This window comes from Paenibacillus sp. PastF-3, assembly GCF_029893135.1.
Taxonomy (GTDB): Bacteria; Bacillota; Bacilli; order Paenibacillales; family Paenibacillaceae; genus Paenibacillus_AQ; species Paenibacillus_AQ nitricinens.
The window spans coordinates 34140-54618 of record NZ_JARXWM010000013.1; the positions used below are offsets into that span (position 1 = coordinate 34140).

22 protein-coding genes and 1 tRNA gene are annotated in these 20479 nt (G+C 38.8%); all 23 read left to right on the forward strand.

The window, feature by feature from the left end:
• The first annotated feature begins 332 nt into the window (after nt 1–332).
• The 23 genes from M2444_RS22720 (at nt 333) to M2444_RS22830 (ending at nt 20418) form a co-directional block, all read left to right on the forward strand.
• Complete coding sequence (locus M2444_RS22720; RefSeq protein ID WP_280788113.1) at nt 333–734, forward strand: hypothetical protein; 402 nt, start codon at nt 333–335, stop codon at nt 732–734.
• A gap of 164 nt (nt 735–898) precedes the next feature.
• A complete protein-coding gene (locus M2444_RS22725) occupies nt 899–1558 on the forward strand; it encodes a hypothetical protein (RefSeq protein WP_280788114.1) in 660 nt (219 codons plus the stop codon).
• Nucleotides 1559–2297: 739 nt separating this feature from the next.
• Entirely contained in the window at nt 2298–3623 is a 1326-nt protein-coding gene (locus M2444_RS22730) for a hypothetical protein (protein WP_280788115.1), read from the forward strand.
• A 637-nt stretch (nt 3624–4260) separates the two neighbouring features.
• Nucleotides 4261–5304 carry a site-2 protease family protein gene (locus M2444_RS22735; protein ID WP_280788116.1) on the forward strand — a complete coding sequence of 348 codons (1044 nt, stop codon included), beginning with the start codon at nt 4261–4263 and terminating at the stop codon, nt 5302–5304.
• Nucleotides 5305–5397: 93 nt separating this feature from the next.
• Entirely contained in the window at nt 5398–5763 is a 366-nt protein-coding gene (locus M2444_RS22740) for a hypothetical protein (protein ID WP_094875925.1), read from the forward strand.
• Nucleotides 5764–5918: 155 nt separating this feature from the next.
• Nucleotides 5919–6935: a hypothetical protein gene (locus M2444_RS22745; protein WP_280788117.1), complete on the forward strand. Its 1017-nt coding sequence runs from the start codon at nt 5919–5921 to the stop codon at nt 6933–6935.
• A gap of 22 nt (nt 6936–6957) precedes the next feature.
• A complete protein-coding gene (locus tag M2444_RS22750) occupies nt 6958–7182 on the forward strand; it encodes a hypothetical protein (RefSeq protein ID WP_280788118.1) in 225 nt (74 codons plus the stop codon).
• Nucleotides 7183–7549: 367 nt separating this feature from the next.
• Nucleotides 7550–9010, forward strand: coding sequence for a type IV secretory system conjugative DNA transfer family protein (locus tag M2444_RS22755; RefSeq protein WP_280788119.1), 1461 nt, complete (start codon nt 7550–7552; stop codon nt 9008–9010).
• 142 nt (nt 9011–9152) lie between these two features.
• Nucleotides 9153–10037 (forward strand): serine protease, encoded by an 885-nt coding sequence (locus tag M2444_RS22760; protein WP_280788120.1) that lies wholly within the window; start codon nt 9153–9155, stop codon nt 10035–10037.
• A 221-nt stretch (nt 10038–10258) separates the two neighbouring features.
• Complete coding sequence (locus M2444_RS22765) at nt 10259–10678, forward strand: hypothetical protein (RefSeq protein ID WP_280788121.1); 420 nt, start codon at nt 10259–10261, stop codon at nt 10676–10678.
• Between the two features lie 55 nt (nt 10679–10733).
• Nucleotides 10734–12461, forward strand: a complete 1728-nt coding sequence (locus tag M2444_RS22770; protein WP_280788122.1) for a DEAD/DEAH box helicase — start codon at nt 10734–10736, stop codon at nt 12459–12461.
• An 11-nt stretch (nt 12462–12472) separates the two neighbouring features.
• On the forward strand, nt 12473–12772 hold the full coding sequence (locus M2444_RS22775; RefSeq protein ID WP_280788123.1) for a hypothetical protein: 300 nt from the start codon (nt 12473–12475) through the stop codon (nt 12770–12772).
• 111 nt (nt 12773–12883) lie between these two features.
• Nucleotides 12884–12955, forward strand: a tRNA-Ser gene (locus tag M2444_RS22780).
• A 115-nt stretch (nt 12956–13070) separates the two neighbouring features.
• Nucleotides 13071–13307, forward strand: a complete 237-nt coding sequence (locus tag M2444_RS22785) for a hypothetical protein (protein WP_094875933.1) — start codon at nt 13071–13073, stop codon at nt 13305–13307.
• A 4-nt stretch (nt 13308–13311) separates the two neighbouring features.
• Nucleotides 13312–14406 (forward strand): hypothetical protein, encoded by a 1095-nt coding sequence (locus M2444_RS22790; RefSeq protein WP_280788124.1) that lies wholly within the window; start codon nt 13312–13314, stop codon nt 14404–14406.
• Nucleotides 14407–14428: 22 nt separating this feature from the next.
• Nucleotides 14429–15268, forward strand: a complete 840-nt coding sequence (locus M2444_RS22795; protein ID WP_094875935.1) for a S1 RNA-binding domain-containing protein — start codon at nt 14429–14431, stop codon at nt 15266–15268.
• A gap of 67 nt (nt 15269–15335) precedes the next feature.
• Nucleotides 15336–16145 carry a hypothetical protein gene (locus M2444_RS22800; RefSeq protein ID WP_280788125.1) on the forward strand — a complete coding sequence of 270 codons (810 nt, stop codon included), beginning with the start codon at nt 15336–15338 and terminating at the stop codon, nt 16143–16145.
• Between the two features lie 568 nt (nt 16146–16713).
• Nucleotides 16714–17751 (forward strand): hypothetical protein, encoded by a 1038-nt coding sequence (locus M2444_RS22805; protein WP_280788126.1) that lies wholly within the window; start codon nt 16714–16716, stop codon nt 17749–17751.
• A complete protein-coding gene (locus tag M2444_RS22810; RefSeq protein WP_280788127.1) occupies nt 17744–18106 on the forward strand; it encodes a hypothetical protein in 363 nt (120 codons plus the stop codon). The genes M2444_RS22805 and M2444_RS22810 overlap by 8 nt, the downstream gene beginning before the upstream one ends.
• Before the next feature lie 345 nt (nt 18107–18451).
• On the forward strand, nt 18452–18784 hold the full coding sequence (locus M2444_RS22815; protein ID WP_280788128.1) for a hypothetical protein: 333 nt from the start codon (nt 18452–18454) through the stop codon (nt 18782–18784).
• 27 nt (nt 18785–18811) lie between these two features.
• Nucleotides 18812–19396 carry a single-stranded DNA-binding protein gene (locus M2444_RS22820; RefSeq protein ID WP_280788129.1) on the forward strand — a complete coding sequence of 195 codons (585 nt, stop codon included), beginning with the start codon at nt 18812–18814 and terminating at the stop codon, nt 19394–19396.
• A gap of 83 nt (nt 19397–19479) precedes the next feature.
• Complete coding sequence (locus M2444_RS22825) at nt 19480–19905, forward strand: hypothetical protein (protein ID WP_280788130.1); 426 nt, start codon at nt 19480–19482, stop codon at nt 19903–19905.
• A 72-nt stretch (nt 19906–19977) separates the two neighbouring features.
• The gene (locus M2444_RS22830; RefSeq protein ID WP_094875942.1) at nt 19978–20418 is read left to right on the forward strand and encodes a hypothetical protein; all 441 of its coding nucleotides are present in this window, start codon (nt 19978–19980) and stop codon (nt 20416–20418) included.
• Nucleotides 20419–20479 lie beyond the last annotated feature (61 nt).

Here is a 20479-nt window from a genome sequence, read left to right on the forward strand (position 1 = left end):
AAGCGATAGTTGCTGACCGCTGCAGCCTTATCTTGGAGCATGAATCTAATATTAAAATCGGAGCGTTGACGGTTTGAAGGACTGGGGGGAGGGGGATTAAGGGGGAGGGGGGCTTTTTTTTAGACTCGAAGGTAGCGTAGCGGCCGGAGAGTCGTAATGATGTCTTTTTGTAATACTACATAGAATTTAAATTCCATGTAGTAACGAATTAAAAGAACAAAATCATGGTATAAAGCGTTACCACCCTCCCATTTAATTCCATTTATTCGACATTTTCACCTCTTCCAACAATGTTATATACTCATCTAAGATGAATCCGAGGGGGAACTTAAATGTTTGTTTTAAATTCTATTCAGAACCCGTTACCTTTACAGATTCAATTTCTTTTTGAAAATGCCCCCCCTCTAAACCCGACATTAAATGCAAAAGAAACGCAGACCAAAATTACGAGTTTTTTAAAGAAAAAAGGTTGGAGCTGTAAAAATGAATTATTCATTAACGATCGTGGTGATGGAAAAAAGGGTCGAGTTGATATAGTCGCACATAAAGATGGGATTACATTGGCCATTGAAATTGATAGATTACATCCCCGAAAAAAATCTATTCTGAAGCTTCAAGGAATAAATGCATACCGGATTTTGATTTTAAGGGGTACGGTTAAATGCGTGATCCCATCAGGAATACATGCGATATGTTCAATCAATGGAGGGAATGATTCAAAAGAATACGTTTGATTAGTTCGAAATGTAGTATATTAATGTACTTGTAAGCAGCTTGTCCGGAGCATTACATTGAATACTGTTTTAAAATCGTTTGACTTTCTGTATACCATTGTTTACAATATCAAAGAGAGATTAATGTATTTTTTGATAGTATTGCGGTGAAGAGGTGAAACAAATTGAGGCTGAAAAAAGTATTTCCTTATGCGGCAGCAGCTACCTGTTTAACTGTCATCTTGACAGGATGCCAGTTGAAAGGTCCTTTTGCTGGTGAACTCGATAAAGCCACTGTAGACAATCAAAAAGAATTAATTCAAAACCAGCTAGGGACAAGCTATCCATCGGCCACATCACAAGAAGATGGGATTCAAGAAGCCCAAAAGGTAAATAATCAGATAGAACCAGTTGCAACTTTGGTTCCATCTCAAAGCCCTATAAAAATAAAAGAGGAAGAAGACATTCTTCTGAGTTTAGGTCCACCCTTAATTAAGAACTATCGGTCAGTCACGTATAAAGATACAGAGTATCCAGGATATGGCGATCTAAGTTACTTTACTAAGGGTTACCAAACCGCTTTAAAAGAAAATGCAAAACGCACAAAAACGATTATTGCTGGCCGAAGAATTGTAATAGAACCATATGAGATTACGTCTACTATAGATGATCTGAAAATAGAAGGAAAATCTGCTGTATTGTTAGTTCACCTTAAAGAAAAAGGTATTGATGCCAATGAACATTTCGATCGTTCTGTAACAGCACGCGTTTCTTTTATCGAGCAGGAACCAGGAGAATGGTTGGCTGATGATGTTCAATTTTCTGAAGATGACACTGACTTTTAGATATATAACAATATGTAACGAGTGGGGAATTATCCATTCTATAATTGATTTCTTATTTAACTCAAAAGCGACATACATATTTTCAGTCAGACAAAATTCACAAACAAAAATAAGTTGTGATATACAAATGAGAAATCTTGGAGTAAAATTATCTCTAAATAGAAATATAAAGAACGATGTAATATTATCAGTTTTATAGTCGAAGTAATTCTACCATTTTCACTTTGAAATTTTCTTTTTTAACAGCAAAAATCCCCCTTGCTACCAACAAGGAGGATCCGCAAAAATCGCATATGAAATTGATACCCTTATTATAAAATAGGAATGGGACAATTTCAAATGGTTTTTAGGCAGGCTGTGAAAAAGTTTTAGTTTTTACGACGCAAAATCGCTAACCTGTCAGCCGAATGAAGTAGTGTCCCTTTAAGGGTCGTGATATCATTTTCTGGCAAAGTGCTAACGTACCTTATTCAGGATGCGGTCACACATGCGATAATGCGTGTGTGGCCGTTTTTGGTGTTTTTAGATTAGATAGATAAATAAAAAAAGACCCTAGCCCGGGGCATTTCCAAAGAGGTCGGCAGTCTCCAAACTTAGCCCTCGATGAAAATGTGACAATGGCAGGATCACAAGGAAAAACATTAGTTATACAAATAATATCATACTTATGTTTTTAATCCAAGTGGTTCCCTTCTTTTTTACTGCCTTTTTTCCCCGTGCGCGTCAGAAAGGATGCGTCATGAAAGCCTCCACTTCTTTATTTACAGCTGCAGAAACCCAGTACGATACTCCAACATTATTAAGATTAAAATGCCTTGTTGGTGATTTGGCTGCTTATGACGGTGAAATCCCAGTAGATGTAAAGGAAATAGCTGAAAAACTTGGTGTTGGACGGCTAGCAGCCAAGAGAGCAATCGCTGAAGCTGTGACACAGAATGTTCTGTTTTATCGGAACGATAAGTTATATGCTAATCCGGAGAAATATATAGACTTTAAATCGGTTGATTATTCAAAGGCTGATAAAAACAAAGACTATTATCTAAAACATTATAAATTCCTATCATCTGATGCATTCAAACGTGTTAGTGTTCGAGCACAGCGTTTTGTACTAGATGTACTCTGTCAAATGCATAGAGGGCTAAAAGTATATACTTGTACTCTTCGAAATATGATACTCAATAATAGTGATTATGAAAGAACTACTGGTTTATTTAATATACGTAGTATTGGTGAAATGAAGAAGGTTATAGAAGAAGCCTCTGCTTTTTTAGATCTTAAAATTGTTAAATCACTAAAACACATTTCAACTAAATCAGAACCAATGGTTCAGGTATATGGAATTCGACCAGAAATGCTTGAGTTAGGGGTACATGAGAGTGAGGGAAATGTGCTTTGGATTTGTAATGCTCTTCAAAAGCATTCTTACCATGTTGGAGCTATCACCAAGCCTAGACTAGAAGCCCTAGCTAAGGTAATGGAATACTATTATCGTCAGCTTGGTTATGAACTTGCCTCCCACATCATCTCCCATACATTAGTTCTACTCAAAAATGATACAACTTTCGGTAATTTACTATATGTAGATATTCACCAGGCATATGGTCAGATGGCACTAGATGGAAACCTTTCACATATTGTTCCTGAAGGGGTTGAACAAGCGACCTGGATCGGAGCGTCTGAGGACACCACGACACTTAATTCTTTAAGTGCGTATTTCCGGAAGACGGCAGAAGGAATAGCTGAACGTGAAGTCGCAGAATTTTTAACTGAAACTTATGAAGAATATACGAACCGGATAGAATATGAAACTGAGAAACAAAGCGAAAAAACGTCTATCGAGTCTAATAAGACTTCTTATTCACTACTTGATGCTTTTACGGAGCTAAGAAAAATACAACTTCAAAAACTTCGAAAAATCGAAACATTGTGGCTAGATCGATGTGTAACTGGGCACACATTTAAAGATGAAATTGTACAAAATGATAGGTTCTTCTCATCAGCTACTCGGTATATGAGAGAATTGGGTGGATATTTGATGTCACATTTCAAACAAGTAATGCCATAGTACCTTTATTGATTTTTTAGTATGGGGGGTATGGTTATTTGTGCTGCAATTTTACTTTTTAGTTCATGTAAAATCAACAATCTCACTCTTATCTTCATCCAATGAAATTAGAAAATCACTGATTATCTTCAATTTACAAGCAGGTAATGTATTTCTACTCTTTTTTTTGCCTTCTAAGGTTGTGGATAATGTTTTTTTGCTTGTGTTCTTTTGGTTTTACTATCTTAATTCATGCTTTTAAATTCTTAATAGAGATTATAATGAATTGAATACATAAATAACTAAGGTGGTTAATCATCACTTAAATATGAATTCAAATTTTCTTTAATGGAACTTTGTTCGAATTCGTTCTAATAAAAAAAACACTTGTTGCGCAAACCCTTGTCATACATAGATTAAATGCAGTTTCATAAATGTCCTAATGGTATTGTTTTATTGTATTCATTTATTGTATTTGATTATGGAGTTTATTTATGGAGTTGTATTATGGGAGTCAATTTTCATCATTAACAGCATTAACATTTATTAGGTAGAATTTAATTCATCCGATAAAGAACATCATCCGCCAGACCTTTAAAATTCATAAATCAATAAATCTTCCAACCTATTTAACCGATTAAAGAATAGAGGGTGAATCATGATTGAAGTAATCGCTGTTATTTTTCTTTTTCTTAGTATGGTTACCTTACATGAGCTTGGACATCTGATCCTCGCAAAAAGAGCAGGGGTATATTGTCACGAGTTTTCGGTAGGTATGGGGCCTAAACTTTATGGTTTCAATTTTAGAAACACATACTATTCATTCAGGATTTTACCTATTGGCGGATTTCTACGAATGGCTGGGAGAGATGATTGGTCCTATTGGTACAATAAAACAGTTTACATACATCATACTAACGGGATGCTCAGTAATATTTATGAAGTGCAAAATAAAAATTCATATCCTGTTAATCTCATTAAAGTTGATCCTAAAGAAGGGAACGTCACTTTTAGGTCACCTGGTCAAACAGATGAATATACTTTAAAGTTTCTACCAAGTGCGTCGATAGTAACAGCTAGAAATTCGCGTTATCCACTACTACCAGATCATGTGTTATTTCAAAGCAAAACCATCTCACAGCGGATTTGCATTTTTGCAGCAGGACCATTAGCAAATCTTGTATTTTCTTTTTTTATTGTATTAGGAATACTTTTTTCTATTGGTATGTCTGAAAAATCGACGGTGGTCATTAAACAGGATAAATTAGAGTCACATACAAATATTACATCTCAAGAAGGAAGTAGCTCAGCCTATTCTCTAAAAAATGGTATAAAAGAAACCTATTCACATGAATCCCTATTCATTAACGGATTCAAAAGAACGGTTATCGGGGATGATATTCAGCATAAAACTATTGGTCCTGCGGGTTTAATTATGGAGAGTTATTACACGGTCAAAGAAAAAGGTCTTAAAGCCTTTTTGGTATGGGTAAGTATAATAAATATGTACTTAGCGATATTTAATCTTCTTCCGTTTCCGGCACTAGATGGGGGACGTATATTTTTTCTCATACTGGAAGCTATACGTCGTAAGCCGATGGAATCTAGTAAAGAGAGTCTTATAAACTTAGCAGGTAGTATTGTACTCGTTCTCCTAATGGTAGCTACAACCTGGAGTGATATTCACAACTTTTTGGCGTAAAAAAGTTGTGTTTTTATAAGATGGATGTATGCTATTTTCCAGACCACTAAGTAATACTATTCAAGTGGCAAAACTCATTTTAGGAGGAACACTATGAGCACCATTATCCCTACCATTAAATTATCCGTCGATCCGGACAATCACACGATCATTCGAAAGTTAGTTGAAACTGATGCAGAAACGTTTCAAAACACACATGAAGCAGCAGTACCCGATAAATCATTTCAAGTAGCTGTCTTGCCAGTTTCAACTCAACAATCTTATTCAGATGCACAACGTTTGGCGCATTTGTTTGCCGCTGCTCCAGCAATGGCAGAAGTTCTTTACGAGCTTCACGATTGTTTTGACTTTTTTCAAAACTTTAAAAACCCATTAATGACTTCTTCAGAAACAGATGAAGTAGAGCGTGTTTTTGCTAAGGCATGGAATATATTAAAAACTCTACAGAATCAAAAATAGTTTTTTTGTATAGAAGATGAAAGCTAGCCCGAAAAATGACTTAACTGCTCAATGCCCCAAAGGGGAAGAGAACACATTGTGTTGCGTTCTCTACACACATACAAAATAATTCGTGGTGATCTTCACTTCTGATAATATTCAGAGGAGAATAGATCATGAAAATATATCAGCACCTTGATTGTTATAATATTCGTTATAACGAAATAACCGAAGCTGAGGAAATTAAGGTAGTATCTGTTGAGTACAATTTGATAAATAGCCGAACGACGACCATTACTCTTGTATTTAGCCCGAAGTTGTGCAAAATTTACGAAGTACAGACAAATCTCAGCTTGGATATGGCTGATCTGTCAGAACTGGCAGACCTCCGGTTTATCGTACTATCCAAGAACAAAGAGTATTTGACAAAATTAGTTCCTCCAATGCTACAATTCTGGGAATATGATGAGTTTTTATTGATGGCCAGCCTTCGTTCAAAAGAAAAGATAGAAGTTCGAAAACAACTTCGAAATATACTTGAACATGAACCAAATGTTGAATTCAGATCCCACGCTCGTGCATTTAAAGAAATAGATATGCAGCTGCAACTCATACCAATGCAGGAGATGGGGATCCCCTATTTTACATTTAGCGAGTTTCTCAAAACGGCAGAAGCTGAGAAATTCACTTCTAAGGAAAAGGGAACCGGTTATGCACGCATGTACCAAATTTGGCGCTCACAAGCCAAAGCATGCTTGAAGAACAATGTACGTGCAGAGTATGTCTTTTCATCAGGAGAAAAATGTGGTCAGCCTGTATTCAACGCTGCAGGGTTTATAATGGAAAAAATCATAATTCAAACACCTGTCTATATGGGGAGTAGTTTCGATGATAAGCGGGTAGTATATTGCACATTCCATTCTCATGAACACGACCTGAAATTTGCAGGTCCGGACAGAACAGATATTGTTCTTTTTAATTTTCTGGATAAGGGTATGCTTGTAGAACAGTGGGTTGTGTACACTGATCCAAATTCGAATGAGACACCCGACTTCTCAAATGATCTTTTCTCAATCTTACGAACACGTCCTGACTGGCAATCCACTGAATTCCGTTTAGCCGAACAGTTGCAACCGATACAGTCCTCACCTGAGACTGGGTATTACCTGATTCCAAAAATCGGTCTTCATTAAGGTTAAGGAGGGAGTGATAGGGATGAAGAAATCATGGATCAAAGATAAATTACATTTCTATTCAAAGAATTATTTTGCCTATTTAATCTGTGTAGTTATACTTTCAAAGCTTATTGGTAGTCCCGTCCCTTGGGTTAATATGGGTATTATGCTAATCGCACTTATTGTTCTTCTTGAAACTGTTGAATTGTCCAAAAATATTTTCAAAAGAAAATCTATTAATGCAGAAGCTAATGATGAAGGATAATAAGCAGTAATGAAATGAGTATATTACCTGCTTCCATCCTATGCATATATAGAGGATTACTTACAGCCGCGAATTACCATTCGCTGATCTAAAGACCTGCAGGATATCCATTCACTACTAGATACATGATTTGGACGTGGAGATTCTCAGTGAAATAGGCAGCCGGCAATAAGGTGGTTTCGTGCATTATTAGATAATTAAGTACACATAAGTGTACTATTCATTTCTTTCTGGTTTGTATATACTTATCTGTAACCAAATAAATACAAAATCAGGCTACCCGAAAAAGGCGTTTGATCATAAAGCTCAGTAAATATCTGAGCTTTGTGTTCAAACGCCTTTTTTGTCTGCTATTAGGAGGGGAATTATGGGAGCGACCAGATTCTTAAATAAAAATAATAAGGGCTCGTCCCTTATTCAGGACAAGCGCGCATTAAGGCCAGTCCTAGGCAAAGGAGGTTTTGTTCTCGGTAAAGGTGCAGTAATGAGCCTTCTAAAGTCATACGAACATCTAGGATTGATAGGACCAACAGGTTCTGGTAAATCGGCCACATTTTTTATACCAAATTTGATGGAATTACCATTAGGCGTGTCTGCAGTAGTGACAGATCCAAAAGGCGAATTGTACTGGAAGACAGGAGCGGACTTGAGGGCACGTGGTTTTGATACAATACGATTAGCTCCGTTTGAACGATTTTATCCTGGTTATAACATGCTTGCAGTTGCAAAAGATTATGCGGAAATCAAGGAAATAGCACAGCTCATTCTCATGAACGGTGGACTGGCGTTTGAGATGCAAGGGAAAGGAGGGGGAGATGCTACTTGGCTTAATATGTCACTCCCCCTTCTGGTTGCTGCATTTTTGTACGAAAAAAAGATGGAACCAGGGTGTCCAAAAATCGGAAAAGCGATGGAGAAAATCCTTTATCTCGATATGGAAGAAATGGAAGCGGTCTTCGATCAAGTGGAGATTGCACGACGGGAATTTAATCTTTTTAAACAAGCAGCTGGCTCCGAAAAAATACTAGCTAGTATTAAGGTTACCATTGCAACGAATATGCAGCTTTTTATGGATGATAAGATCGTAAAATTCGCTGAGCGAAATGACCTGCATCCTTCATTTTTGCGCCATGGGTTAGATGGAACTAATCAAAAACCAGTTGTTCTTTTTGTTTCAGTCCCAGAAACAAAGTCATTATATGCTGCACCACTTATGGCCGTCATATATCAGCAGCTACTTCAGCGACTGCAGGATATCATTGATGGATTTCCAGTTCTCTTCCTTCTGGATGAGTTCGCTAATATCGGAATAGTACCAATAATTGATACAGTCGCTGCAACTGCTCGTTCACGTCGTATGGGACTTGCAATAGGGCTTCAGGGAGTTGAACAACTCAATCAGAAGTATGGAGAAGATAAGGCCAACAATCTGTTAAATAATCTAAAGACTAAGGTATTTCTTTCAGGATTATCACTTGTTTCCTGTGAGTATGCCTCAAGCTTTTGCGGAACGGCAACAATCGCTCAGGAGAATATTACAAGGAGCTTTTTCTCATTTATGCCAAAACAAAAGATGCAATCCTTTGCAGAGCGGGCTGCGATGACTCCTGATGAAGTTCGCCGGCTTAATCCGGATAAAGCTTTAGTAATTTCAGACTATCTCGATCCGGCCATCATTGATAAAATTTGGTACTATCAAGAAAGTAAATATACAAGTCGGATTCGCTGGGGCGACCCAGACTTTTCCGAAGAACTTGATGAAATGAGAAACCGATATAATATTGATCCTAATGATGATCCTGGTGATAGTGATTTTTTTGCACTATGAAATTTATAATATAGAAATACTTCTCGACAAACCAGAAAAGCCCTCCGGGGCTTTTCTTTTTCAATAGTCATACTACAATGAATTAAGAGCGAGGGAATAATACTCTTGAATACCTTATATTAGAAAATAGGAGATGTTAAAAATGCTAAAAAAAATTCTATTAACAACTATGTTTATTATGGGAACAGCTAGTACGGCAGTAACAGAAGCAGAAGAATCTCTAACATCAACCATTCAAACCGCTCCTTCAGCCCAGATGATAGAATCATGGAAATATAATGTAACCAGAATCAATACCATTATCACTTATGATGAGATTATTATTGAGTCAGATGGCTACAAACATAATAAAAAAGAGGAGAATGGTGGAACTGGATTCTTCATTAAAGGTGGATACATACTAACAAACTATCACGTAATATCTGGAACAGGTAAGAAAAAAACTATCCAATACCAAGATTATAAAGATGGAAAAAAACCACCTGGTAAATACAATACGGCCACTTTGGTAAAAGCCTACCCTGACAAGGACATTGCTGTATTGTCGACGAATGAAGTGAATCATTCATATTTTGAATTTAGCTCGGAACCACTTCAAAAAGGTGATTCCGTTACCGTTATCGGTAATCCAGTGGTGCCTAATAACATTCTACAGCCGGAAGAGGAAAAGAAGGAAACAAACTTCAATCTCTTTAATGGAAGTACCCTTAAGACTTGGGATGTATTATCCACTAAAAAAATAGATTCACCAGTACTTCCAATAGAAGTAACGAACATCCCAGATTCAACTAAGGGAGTATTTTTATCAACCGATCTGTTTGACAAACTAATATATCACGGGAATTCAGGAGGTCCAGTCATTAATTCTAAAGGTCAAGTAGCTAGTATTATCTTTGGATTTGGTGATGACATGAGCTTTGGAATAACGCTCAATGAAATACAAACTGTCTTAAAAGATATCAATCTGTTCAATTCTGTATATAACATTAAAGAACCTAATGTAACTTACGGAACTATAGTTAAATAACAGGTCATTTTCGCTGAAAAGTATACATAAGTGTACTTTTCAACGAAAATGGTATCCATGTATACTAATAGTGTAGGAATATGCAATTCATAAAACCAAACCACCTTAAAATAAGGCGTTTGAAACACTTTCCATTTTTAATATGGAAGTGTTCGGACGCTTTTTTTGTATATAACAAACATTCTAAACATTTTATAAAAAAGTAATCCAGGAGGTGTGTGGTGAGATTCATATTTTTTAATAAAAGAGTGACGAATCGAGAGTTGTTTCTAGAAGCACATAGAAATGACTCAAGCTATTTAGCCTGCATGAATGAAGAAAGGTCAGCTCTTGAACAGAAAAAAAAGGAGATACTAATCGAATTAAATCTGTCTGATGTACATTATGACCCTCTAAAAATCGAATTCTACACTGACTGTGAATTTCACATAAGGGGAAACGATATGTTCTCACTTCGTCAAATTCATTGTTTTCTCCATTGCAAGTCTCTAATCCAAGAAGGGAAAAATGCCTTAGCTTATCATGAACTCTATGATTTTATTGAAGACTATGGCAGAAAAAAAGGAATTGCTTTGTCGCTTTATGAGTTGCAAGCTATTAGGTATTTGCTAGATCAAATGGAGGTTAATAATTCTGTTTAATTTCTATCTTTTCATTTTTAAATCTACCATTACAATATGAAAGGAGAACATGATCATGGGGATAGCTTTGCGGGATTATCAACAGGAGGCATCAGACTCATTTTTCAGGAAGCTGCATGAAGGTATCAAGCGTCAACTCATTGTATTGCCTACCGGCGGAGGAAAAACCGTTGTAGCTGCCGATATATCAAAGCGATTTTACCAGAATGTTATGAACGAAAAGCCCATTGTATTTATCGCACATCGGGAAGAACTTCTCCAGCAAACCTCAAAAAAAATGAATTTGGTTTGGAATGGCGTACAGGTTGGCAAAGTAAAAGGGCAGGCAAATCATCAAAATGCAGAAATTATCGTAGCTTCCACACAAACCTTAGTCCGAGGTAGGAAGATAGTAGACCCCGGACTTGTCATTTATGACGAGGCTCATCATTGTGGTTCAAAGGGATCAAAAAGTATTCTGACAAGCCTAGGATGTTTTGATCCCGACGGTCCTCCTCTCCTGGGAATAACCGCAACCCCAAATAGAGCAGACAAGATAGGTCTAGGTGATATATTTCAAGAAGTAGTCTATGAAAAATCGTTAATTGAAATGATTGTCTCTGGTTATTTGTGTGATATTAAGGCAAAAAGAGTTGTCGCTGAATCCTTGGATTTGGGAAGTCTCAAGATCGTTGCTGGCGATTTCAATCAGATGGAACTCGGTGAAGTCATGTCTCAAGAAAGCGCCATACAAACTGTAGTAGATGCTTATATTGAACATGCGGAAGGAAGGAAGACGATCGTATTTGCGGCCAGTGTGAAACAAACGTATCAGATCGCAGAGTCTTTACGTAGTCATGGAATTCTGGCAGCTGGCATTGACGGATCTCTTAACGATGAAGAGCGCCGACGCATTCTATCAAGTTTTGAAAGAAATGAATACCGGGTCATCGTGAACTGCATGATGTTAACGGAAGGATTTGACGAACCTAGTGTCAGCTGTATCATCATGGCAAGACCAACCAAAAGTGAGAGTCTATATATTCAGTCTGTAGGTAGGGGAACAAGACTACATCCGGATAAAACCAATTGTCTGATCCTAGACATTGTAGGAGTAACAGAAACTAATTCCCTTATGACGCTATCTAAACTATTCCCTCCAATCGAAAAGCCTGAGTCGGATAGTGTGACACAAACTCAGCTGGACCTTCAGGACGATGAATCCGTAATCTCATTTCAGAAACGTAAAGAAGAAACCCATCGAGTTCAAGGGCAAATGGCATATGAAGTCAGCTTATTTACTGATAAAACCATCTTCAGCTGGGTAAAGGCAAGTGAAAATTCTTACTATATTGGTTTAGGTGATAAAAGAGCTTGTTTTCTTCTAAAAGAAAGTACTCATGAATGGTGGGCTCTATTCGAGCATTCAGATAATAAGTTATATCCGTTGTATCATGAGCCATTGGATCTCGAGTACGCTCAGGGGGTAGCTGAAACCTTTTTAAAATCGCTGCAACGAAATTTATTCTTAAAAGAAGCATTTTGGAGACGAACTCCCATGTCAGAAGGGCAACGTAAACAGCTAATAAAACATTCTATTCCATTTGACCATACATGGTCTAAAGGTATGGCATCCGATGCGCTAGACTTGGTTTTTGGCAAACGTATTGCTGAAAACGCCTTACGCAGATTTGATCCGATATCTTATCGTATGTTACTACAAAACCCAGACGTTAGAGAGAAAACGACACTTAAAATCCAGCTTATCCAAAGAGAACTGAGCCGGCAAACTGCTCAGTACTAAGGGAGGGTCATATGACTACTTATAATCGGTTAAATGAAATCAAAAGAAGTCGTTTTATGCATATTAAAAAAGCTACCATCACTGAAATAAATATCATCAACATGCGAATAACGGGAAAGAAAATAGGGAACCTTCTCGTTTCTGATCAATCTGGCGAAGGAAGGATTAAAATTTTCGCACACACACCAGAGGATATTGAAAAAATTGAACAGCTAGTCGTTAATCAACAAATTGACTTTAAAGGTACTGCAGAAATTGATGGATTCGAACATCAACTATCTATCCTTGTAAAGGATTATTCATCAAGATAGTTTACAAAACTGTATTTATTCGTTGACAGAAAATCAGGCAATCGATATAATTATAATGTGAATATATATTTTCAAATAGGTGTAATCCTATATGGAAATCTGTAGAGCTCAGAGGGTGTAGTTTAAAGTAGAACAGCAATTCGTTGAGAGTTGCTAGTGTAGGTTCAACTCCTATCTCCCTCGTCTAGCTGAATACTTTTTCTTACACTACCGAAACATCGGCGTGCATAGAAGCAATGTGGAATAATCCTCATTCGCTTATGTACGCCTTTTTATTTACCAGGAAGGAGGAATCCGATTGGAATCAAACGGTTGCCTTATTCAACCATTGCAGCAGTTGGTAGAGTTTACAGACGATGATGATTTGGCGACACGTTGCGCTAGCTTATCAACTTCGAGCCAAGAAATATTAATCAAGTCGCTCAAAGAGGAGCTACGAGCCGGTATTGGACTATGGGTCAGTATTATTCAAGCGCTTCAAGCTGGAGGAGAGGACTTCCGAATTGAAATTCAGGAACAAGGGGGACTGAGTTAATGAAGTGAAATATCTTGATAAATACATCCCGCTCTTAACACGCTTATATAATCCAGTTTTCTTTTTTATATCAATTTTCGGTTGCTTAATGATGTATCTTAATCTTGCGCCATCAGGATTTGGAATTCCTTTCATTGTTTGGCTTTTTGCAGCTACAGGCCATCTGGTCAGCTACTACTTTCGCAAGCGAGTAGGGTATCTCTCGTTAATGGCATGTGTCTTCTCTGTAGATTGGATGGTTGGAAGTTTTTTAACGCGTGCAATGGAACGTCTTCGTCCGGATAGTGAATCAATCGTACCTCGGTTACTAGCTGCTATTGCATTTCTGTTCTGTATAGTAATTATGCTTATGTATTTAAAAGTAATGTCTAATATTCAATCTCCAGTTGCAAGAGAATATACCTGGGAAGACTTTAAGTACGATATTCAAGATCGTAATGAACGATGGAACGATCGTATGCGGTTTGCACAAGATGCAGCTGAACAAGGGAAAGAGAATATTCACTCAGCAATTAAGTGGATTCGTAATAAGATTAAAGGTAATAAAAACAAAGTACCTGCAGAAGTGAACTTGATTCCTGCTGGCGAGAATGTAGAAGAGACTTTACAAGCAACCAGAACTGAGACAGATCAGGATGTTTCAGAGGTGAAACATAAAGGATTCATTATAACTTTTGACTTACCAACTGAGGATTTGCCACCAGCTGATTCAGACTTGCAGGTGCCTTTCAATGATCGATCACATGGAAAATCAATTTCTTCAACGACTCAAAAAGAAGAAGAGAACCGTAACGTCCCTGATGAGTCATGGCTGCCTCCTTTACCACCCGAGCCTCCTTATATCAGCCGACCATACGGACCGCCATCCAGAAGCTCTCAAGCACCTTCGGGAGACCAGAAAAAGCAGAACAATCCACGTGTGAATTTTCAAACAGTTAACAGTGCTTCACAGCCTAAACGATTGCCAGACATTAATGTGAATTCAGAACAAAAAGTACAACCCGCTCCTTCTAAACAAGCATCCCCGCATCAACCATCACAGGCAAAGCCTGGCACAGGGGAGAATGCGTTCTGGGGTAAATTTAGTAGCAAATCATAATCTCATTTCAGGAGGAATTTATATGAAAACAACCGTTCTTAACGAAACAGATGTTCTTGTCCGTATAGTCAATCGCAGCGAAAAAGAAATCCAGGAAGAAAGAGAGTCTCAGCAGTGGCAACTCGTTTATAGCGCCCGCCAAAATAGAAGTATCTTAAGGGCAGAACTTCGCACCACAGAAACTATCGGTGATAAGCTCTGCGCTATAGTCTACATCGGTCATATCAAAGGAATTATCCCATTCGAAGAAACGGGGTTTGAAAAAACCCAATACCTTAAAGATGCTGTAGGGCAGGAAATATATTTTAAAGTTCTTGGTCTAGACAAGGAAGCAGCAACATTTGTAGCCTCCGTTAAAGAGGCGAAAGACCACCTTCAAGGCCTTACGCTCGATATGGTGAGTGAAGGTACGATCGTAGTAGGATCCGTAACCCGAGTTAATACACGTTCTCTGCGCCTGGATGTTGGAGCTTTAGACGTTGAGCTCGCCGTAGACGAGGTCTCCTACCAATGGATCGATGATCTCCGCGATTTGTACGTCAAGGGAGACGATATTGAAGTTAAAGTTTTGGAGGTCAACAAAGAAAAACGTACGCTGAAGGTAAGTGCCAAAGCATTGTACACTAACCCTTGGCCGGATTGCACACGACGTTACGCAAAAAACAACCAGTATGGCGGTAAAGTGTCGGGAATTGTAGCTTATGGGGTATTTGTAAATCTCGAGGCTGGTGTAGACGTACTCTGCACGCATCCTGCACCTAATGTGGGAAAAGTTCGGAAGGGCGATAAAGTAAAGGTACGAATTCGTGAGGTTCTAACAGAAACCAAACGAATGACTGGGCAGATCAAAGCCAAGCTGTAAGGATTAGCATAAGATCCTATGGACACATAACTGGGCGAAATACAGGAAAGAGAGGTGAACCAAAGGAATGTCTTATGATGTATCGCCATTCAGCAATAACGGGAATGATTATATTTTAAAATGGGGGCATCAACCACCAGAGAATACAGCTCTCCCGGTTCGTTTCTTAAACACAGGACAGAAAAAGGTATTAGAGGTTCTGAAGTCTCTGCAATGGGCTACTAAAAATCAACTCGCATTGATTCTCAACCCCGGAAATCTCCGAAAGGGAAAGAAGAATGTAGATGCGCTTTGTGATAAAGGATATCTGGTCCAACATCAACTCGTAGCCTTCAGTAATAGTCGGTATATATCCTTTTATACCCTTTCTAATCCAATGCGTGCTTTAATGACACTGCCAAAGGGGGCACGCAGCAATGTATCTGGTGTGCTTCGGCGACTTGTGGTTGCACAAATGTTTCTTCGATTCTATCAAACGGATCCAAACACCACGCTAGAGGAATTTCCCGATCCATTCGATGGTGTATTCTATATACAGGACATGCAATTTCGGGTGGCCGTATTACGTGATAAGTTCCAGCGTGATCGTGTTTATAAGCATCTAAAGGTAATGGAAGAAAAAATGAGAACATTTATAGTTGTTCCCGATTGGCCAGATGCAAATATGTTCTTAGAGTTGAAGAAGCAGTCAGACTTTTTCCGCGTAACCACGGATCATAACTTGCTTAAAGAGAGTCTGGCACATTGTTTTTGGAAAGCAGGGAAAGAAGGATGGGAAGAGGAATACATCGCTCATTTTGAGATACGTGTCGAGACTGATGCGAATAGTGTTCGGAATGAAAATGATCATCCATTACTTCCGGCTTCAGATAGCTAGATTTCTAAACCGTTTCGAGTTAATCGAAACGGTTTTTTATTACATTATTTGATAATATTATACGAAATGAAGGTTTAGTTCTTGAAATTCAAAAGTGATGCCTATATAATAAAAGTATATTTTTTATATGCATCAACTTTGGCGTCCAATTGTGTTATGAACGTTTTAGCAAACGAAGATAACCTGAATTATTGAGACGAAAAGGACTCGCTTGTGTATCGGGTAATTTACCACAGGCTAGGAAAACGTTGATGAAGTTGTGTACGAACTCTCGGATCCCGTAACTTACCGACAGGACGAAGACAACATAAGTAGTAAGTAACCTTTCATTGCTGACGAAGACGAAAATTTCGTGAGCGTACGATGATAGACTATACTGCTAGTGATCTGCTTGTAATTGACAACGAATATTTTAATAATCATCATTCCATGGAATGATACACAAAAAGCCAAGACCCTATCAAGGGATCTTGGCTTTTTTTTATTATAAATAGGAAATGTCCGGATCTTCTCTATTCTAGAGAGAATCGGTTTACATAGATAAAAATGTTTCGAGGAGGACACCAGGATGGAAAATGAACAAACCCCATCTTATTTAGTAGAAATGGCAAAAGTGTATCTTTCAGAAACTCAGAAAAAGTATGAAAGTGCCCGAACTCAGGTTCCAGAAAAGTACCATGGTTACTTAGCGTTAATTCCAAAGGAACGCATTCTTACTACACAACATGTGCCTCTGGATGAGAACGCAAGAGCTCACCAAATGGGACATAACGAAAAAGGAACCTTTGTATTAATACAGGAACCTTACCTCGGTGTTGATGGCCGTGTCATTTGGGCTCGTGAAGAGCATAGAGAAATGAAAAAAAGACTGGACATCGTTTCTGAAGCCAAGGGAAACACCATTGTCTGTACCATATCCTCCGAAATGTATGGAACCACGACAGGCCACTCTATGTGGGCAGCAAATAAAAACTGGAGTGGGAGCGGAAGTGATATTCAAAATGTCGAAACCAATGCGGTCGGAAGAGCTCTTGGATTTATGGGGTATGGACTCCTTGGAACTGGCATAGCCAGTGCCGAAGAAATTTTACTTGCGCGTAGTTACGATGAAGAAATGAAAAAATCAAGATCTTCTCAAAAACAGCAAGAATCAACCCGTTCTAAGGGAATTGATCACGCTCCGCTCGAGTCAAAAGAGCGTGTGCACAGACCCGACCAAGCTGTAGAAGATAAACCTAGTTCGGTCTCTGACACAGCGGGAGATACAGGTAAATCAGGAAACAGCGGTTTACGAGATCGTCAGACTCGTAACGATGTCCAACGCCAACAACGCACTCAAGAAGCCGAGGAAGGCTATTTTTGCTGTAGGATATTAAATCTCACAGCAGAAACATTCGACCGTATTGGTGTTCCATACTACCGTATCCATTTAAAACAGGTCGATAACGGCAATGAGTTTGAAGCGCTTGCTGTTGATGAAATTTTGGAATTCATTGATAGTGATGATTTTGAAATTAGAAAACCATACAATATGACTTTCGAGCAACGTCCATCCAAAGAATGGATTATTACACGGATGGTGAACGTGGTTCAAAATCATGGTTAATAAAAATCGAATAGCAGCTGCATTGTTCACACTTAGCGGCCAAACTTCTATCATCGTTTCATTGCCGTCATCTTCTGGAAACGGAATGTATTTAACCGGTGCATCCTTACTAAATGGACAAATTGTAATTGGGCATGAATGCCCAGCAAGTAGGACCCGAAAATCATGCTGGCACACTGAAATTGCTGCTCAAACCCTTAAAGATGTTTTTTGGTGGAAGCGGGAGCTTGATTCAGCGCCAGTCATTTCGATTAACCGAAAAGTAAAAATGTCGGAGGAATGGAGGCAAATCCCCATACCTCAAGCAGGAGTGAACGAAGATGAATCAACAAACCGGAACGAACATACTGCCTGATATTGTTGAGTATGCACTCTCAAAAAACTTGAACGTCCGACGAGATAGCCTATCGGAGAAACAAACATTTTTTGTTTGTCCGTGGTGCGGGGATACCCTCTCTAAAGGGAAGTTCAAATTAACACTCAATCGAGAAAAGGGACTATTTCGCTGCTTCATTTGCCATCTTAATGGAGGCACGCTAGATTTCATTACCACTCTCGAGAAAAAGTCTAGGGAAGTGGTTTTGAAAGAACTGCGCGAATCAGCCGGTATTAATGAAACCAATTACCAGCGTAACCGTGCACGCAAACATCCAGCGGAACGCCTATATACAACCCAGCTGAAACTCATAGGATTTGATTCTTGGCCGTCTTCTTTCCAGCAATTGGAACCAGGGCACCGGAAGCAGTCCTTAGATTGGGTCTGGTCGGTATGGAAAGGATTCTTAAGAAAAAACAAAGAGAAGCACTTGGCCATCTCATGTATGGAATTAAGGTAGATGCTTATCCCATGGCAATTAAAAAAATAAAAGAGATGTCGCAGGAAATAGGTCACGATTTGCTCATTGATGCTTTTGAAGCGTACGGAAGTGGTGATAAACCACCGAAGTGGGCATCGGGTGTGCGTGAGTGGGTCGAGGCATGCTATGAATCTTATTTGAATGAAATAAAAGAATCTCCTGGTCAAAGTGCCTAGGGTGAATTTATTAAGGAGGACAAAAATATGTTAAATAGAGTTATATTAATCGGTAGACTTACGCGTGATCCTGAATTGCGTTATACCCCTGCAGGAGTCGCTGTCTGTCAATTCACGCTTGCCGTTGATCGTCAATACACAGGTAATGATGGTGAGCGTGAGGCAGATTTCATCCCTATCGTAGCCTGGAGACAGCTCGCAGAGACATGCGCCAATTATTTGAAAAAGGGACGTCTGGTAGCAGTTGAAGGACGAATACAGGTACGTAATTATGAAAACAACGAAGGTAAGCGCGTCTATGTCACTGAGGTTATCATCGACAACGTGCGCTTCTTAGAATCTAATCAAGCTCAACAAGACAAAAATCCGGAGCATCATGAGAACTCTCATTCTGGATCTCGTGGCAACTCTAGCAATAGTAGTCAAGCTCGAGGCAATAACCAATCCGAACGAAGAAACGGATCTTCAGGTGGACCATCTGCTGGACCTTCTGGAGGGCCATTTGGAGGACCTACCGGGACTTCTTATTCCAATGGGCGGAATCAAATGAATGATCCTTATTACGGAGATGGCAAGCCAATCGATGTTAGTGATGATGACTTGCCATTCTAAAAATTATATATACCTGGCTGTGTCCAGAATTCAAAAAAAGGGAGTCTCTTCGTGAGATTTCCTTTTTTTAAGGAGGAACAACAATGGGAAGAAAGAAGAAAACTCTTAGCGATCCCCGCCAGAAGACCTTGGATTTTGAACTGCAGCAAAAACCGAAGCTTATTTCGGTTCGTTGCTGTCCGGAATCCGATAAACATGTAGTCTATGGTCAACCGGTGCAAATGGGAGGGCGTGTCTTCTACTGTCCTGAATGTGGGATTGAATGGCGCCTTAGTTTGCGTACGAAAAAGGTAAAGTACTTCCGGATTGATGAAGAAGGAAACACCACGAGTATTAAAGAAATGTCTTTTTTTGATTTTAATGAGTCGTCATTTCTTGAAAAAAAGAAACAATTTCAAATTGAGGTACATGCTCCGTCTACGAATATCATAGTAGAGGATTTATCGAAAAATAAAAGATCCGACATTGGTTCGGATCAAATGCAACTGGAATTTACAACAATACAATAACCCGCTTATCGGGAGAGAGGTGACCTGCAAATGACTAGTCATTCCTACTCCCCGATAAGAGGGGAGCTCTGCATGAACTCAAGCTGTGTCAAATACCGTCAGTTAAATAAAATAAGACGAGATAAATACTTAGAACGAGGTCAGAGCCTTCTGGAAAGATTTTTGGACCAAGACGACGTATCTACTCATTTTAATTTCACCAGTCACGCTACTAAGCGATGTGTTGAACGTGCAATTAATACACGCAGGTTGCTGGAAATAGTAGTTGCAGATGGATTTGCCGTAGATTGTAATACGGATAATGAATCCATTGTCGTACATGGATGCGAAAAAATCGAAAAAGGAAAGTACCGTCATTTACACGTGGTATTGCAATTGGATACGAATGGTCCTTATATCGAAGCAAAAGTCGTAACAGTCTTTGATCCAAAAGCATCATCTCATTTGTATAACGACTCACTCGATTTTCGGGTTTGTTGGTGTCAGCCCCATGAGTTAGATGCTTGGGTATAGATGATAAACTTGAAAATATCTAAAGCCGTGCTACCATAGCCTTATCTAATTAATAAGGGGC

What these genes read in the sequence shown, in the direction of transcription:
- M2444_RS22720 (WP_280788113.1), top strand. Translation starts at nt 333, where the DNA reads ATGTTTGTTTTAAATTCTATTCAGAACCCGTTACCTTTACAGATTCAA.
- M2444_RS22745 (WP_280788117.1), top strand. Translation starts at nt 5,919, where the DNA reads ATGAAAATATATCAGCACCTTGATTGTTATAATATTCGTTATAACGAA.
- M2444_RS22770 (WP_280788122.1), top strand. Translation starts at nt 10,734, where the DNA reads ATGGGGATAGCTTTGCGGGATTATCAACAGGAGGCATCAGACTCATTT.
- M2444_RS22795 (WP_094875935.1), top strand. Translation starts at nt 14,429, where the DNA reads ATGAAAACAACCGTTCTTAACGAAACAGATGTTCTTGTCCGTATAGTC.
- M2444_RS22810 (WP_280788127.1), top strand. Translation starts at nt 17,744, where the DNA reads ATGGTTAATAAAAATCGAATAGCAGCTGCATTGTTCACACTTAGCGGC.
- M2444_RS22820 (WP_280788129.1), top strand. Translation starts at nt 18,812, where the DNA reads ATGTTAAATAGAGTTATATTAATCGGTAGACTTACGCGTGATCCTGAA.
- M2444_RS22730 (WP_280788115.1), top strand. Translation starts at nt 2,298, where the DNA reads ATGAAAGCCTCCACTTCTTTATTTACAGCTGCAGAAACCCAGTACGAT.
- M2444_RS22825 (WP_280788130.1), top strand. Translation starts at nt 19,480, where the DNA reads ATGGGAAGAAAGAAGAAAACTCTTAGCGATCCCCGCCAGAAGACCTTG.
- M2444_RS22735 (WP_280788116.1), top strand. Translation starts at nt 4,261, where the DNA reads ATGATTGAAGTAATCGCTGTTATTTTTCTTTTTCTTAGTATGGTTACC.
- M2444_RS22750 (WP_280788118.1), top strand. Translation starts at nt 6,958, where the DNA reads ATGAAGAAATCATGGATCAAAGATAAATTACATTTCTATTCAAAGAAT.
- M2444_RS22760 (WP_280788120.1), top strand. Translation starts at nt 9,153, where the DNA reads ATGCTAAAAAAAATTCTATTAACAACTATGTTTATTATGGGAACAGCT.
- M2444_RS22740 (WP_094875925.1), top strand. Translation starts at nt 5,398, where the DNA reads ATGAGCACCATTATCCCTACCATTAAATTATCCGTCGATCCGGACAAT.
- M2444_RS22800 (WP_280788125.1), top strand. Translation starts at nt 15,336, where the DNA reads ATGTCTTATGATGTATCGCCATTCAGCAATAACGGGAATGATTATATT.
- M2444_RS22805 (WP_280788126.1), top strand. Translation starts at nt 16,714, where the DNA reads ATGGAAAATGAACAAACCCCATCTTATTTAGTAGAAATGGCAAAAGTG.
- M2444_RS22755 (WP_280788119.1), top strand. Translation starts at nt 7,550, where the DNA reads ATGGGAGCGACCAGATTCTTAAATAAAAATAATAAGGGCTCGTCCCTT.
- M2444_RS22775 (WP_280788123.1), top strand. Translation starts at nt 12,473, where the DNA reads ATGACTACTTATAATCGGTTAAATGAAATCAAAAGAAGTCGTTTTATG.
- M2444_RS22830 (WP_094875942.1), top strand. Translation starts at nt 19,978, where the DNA reads ATGAACTCAAGCTGTGTCAAATACCGTCAGTTAAATAAAATAAGACGA.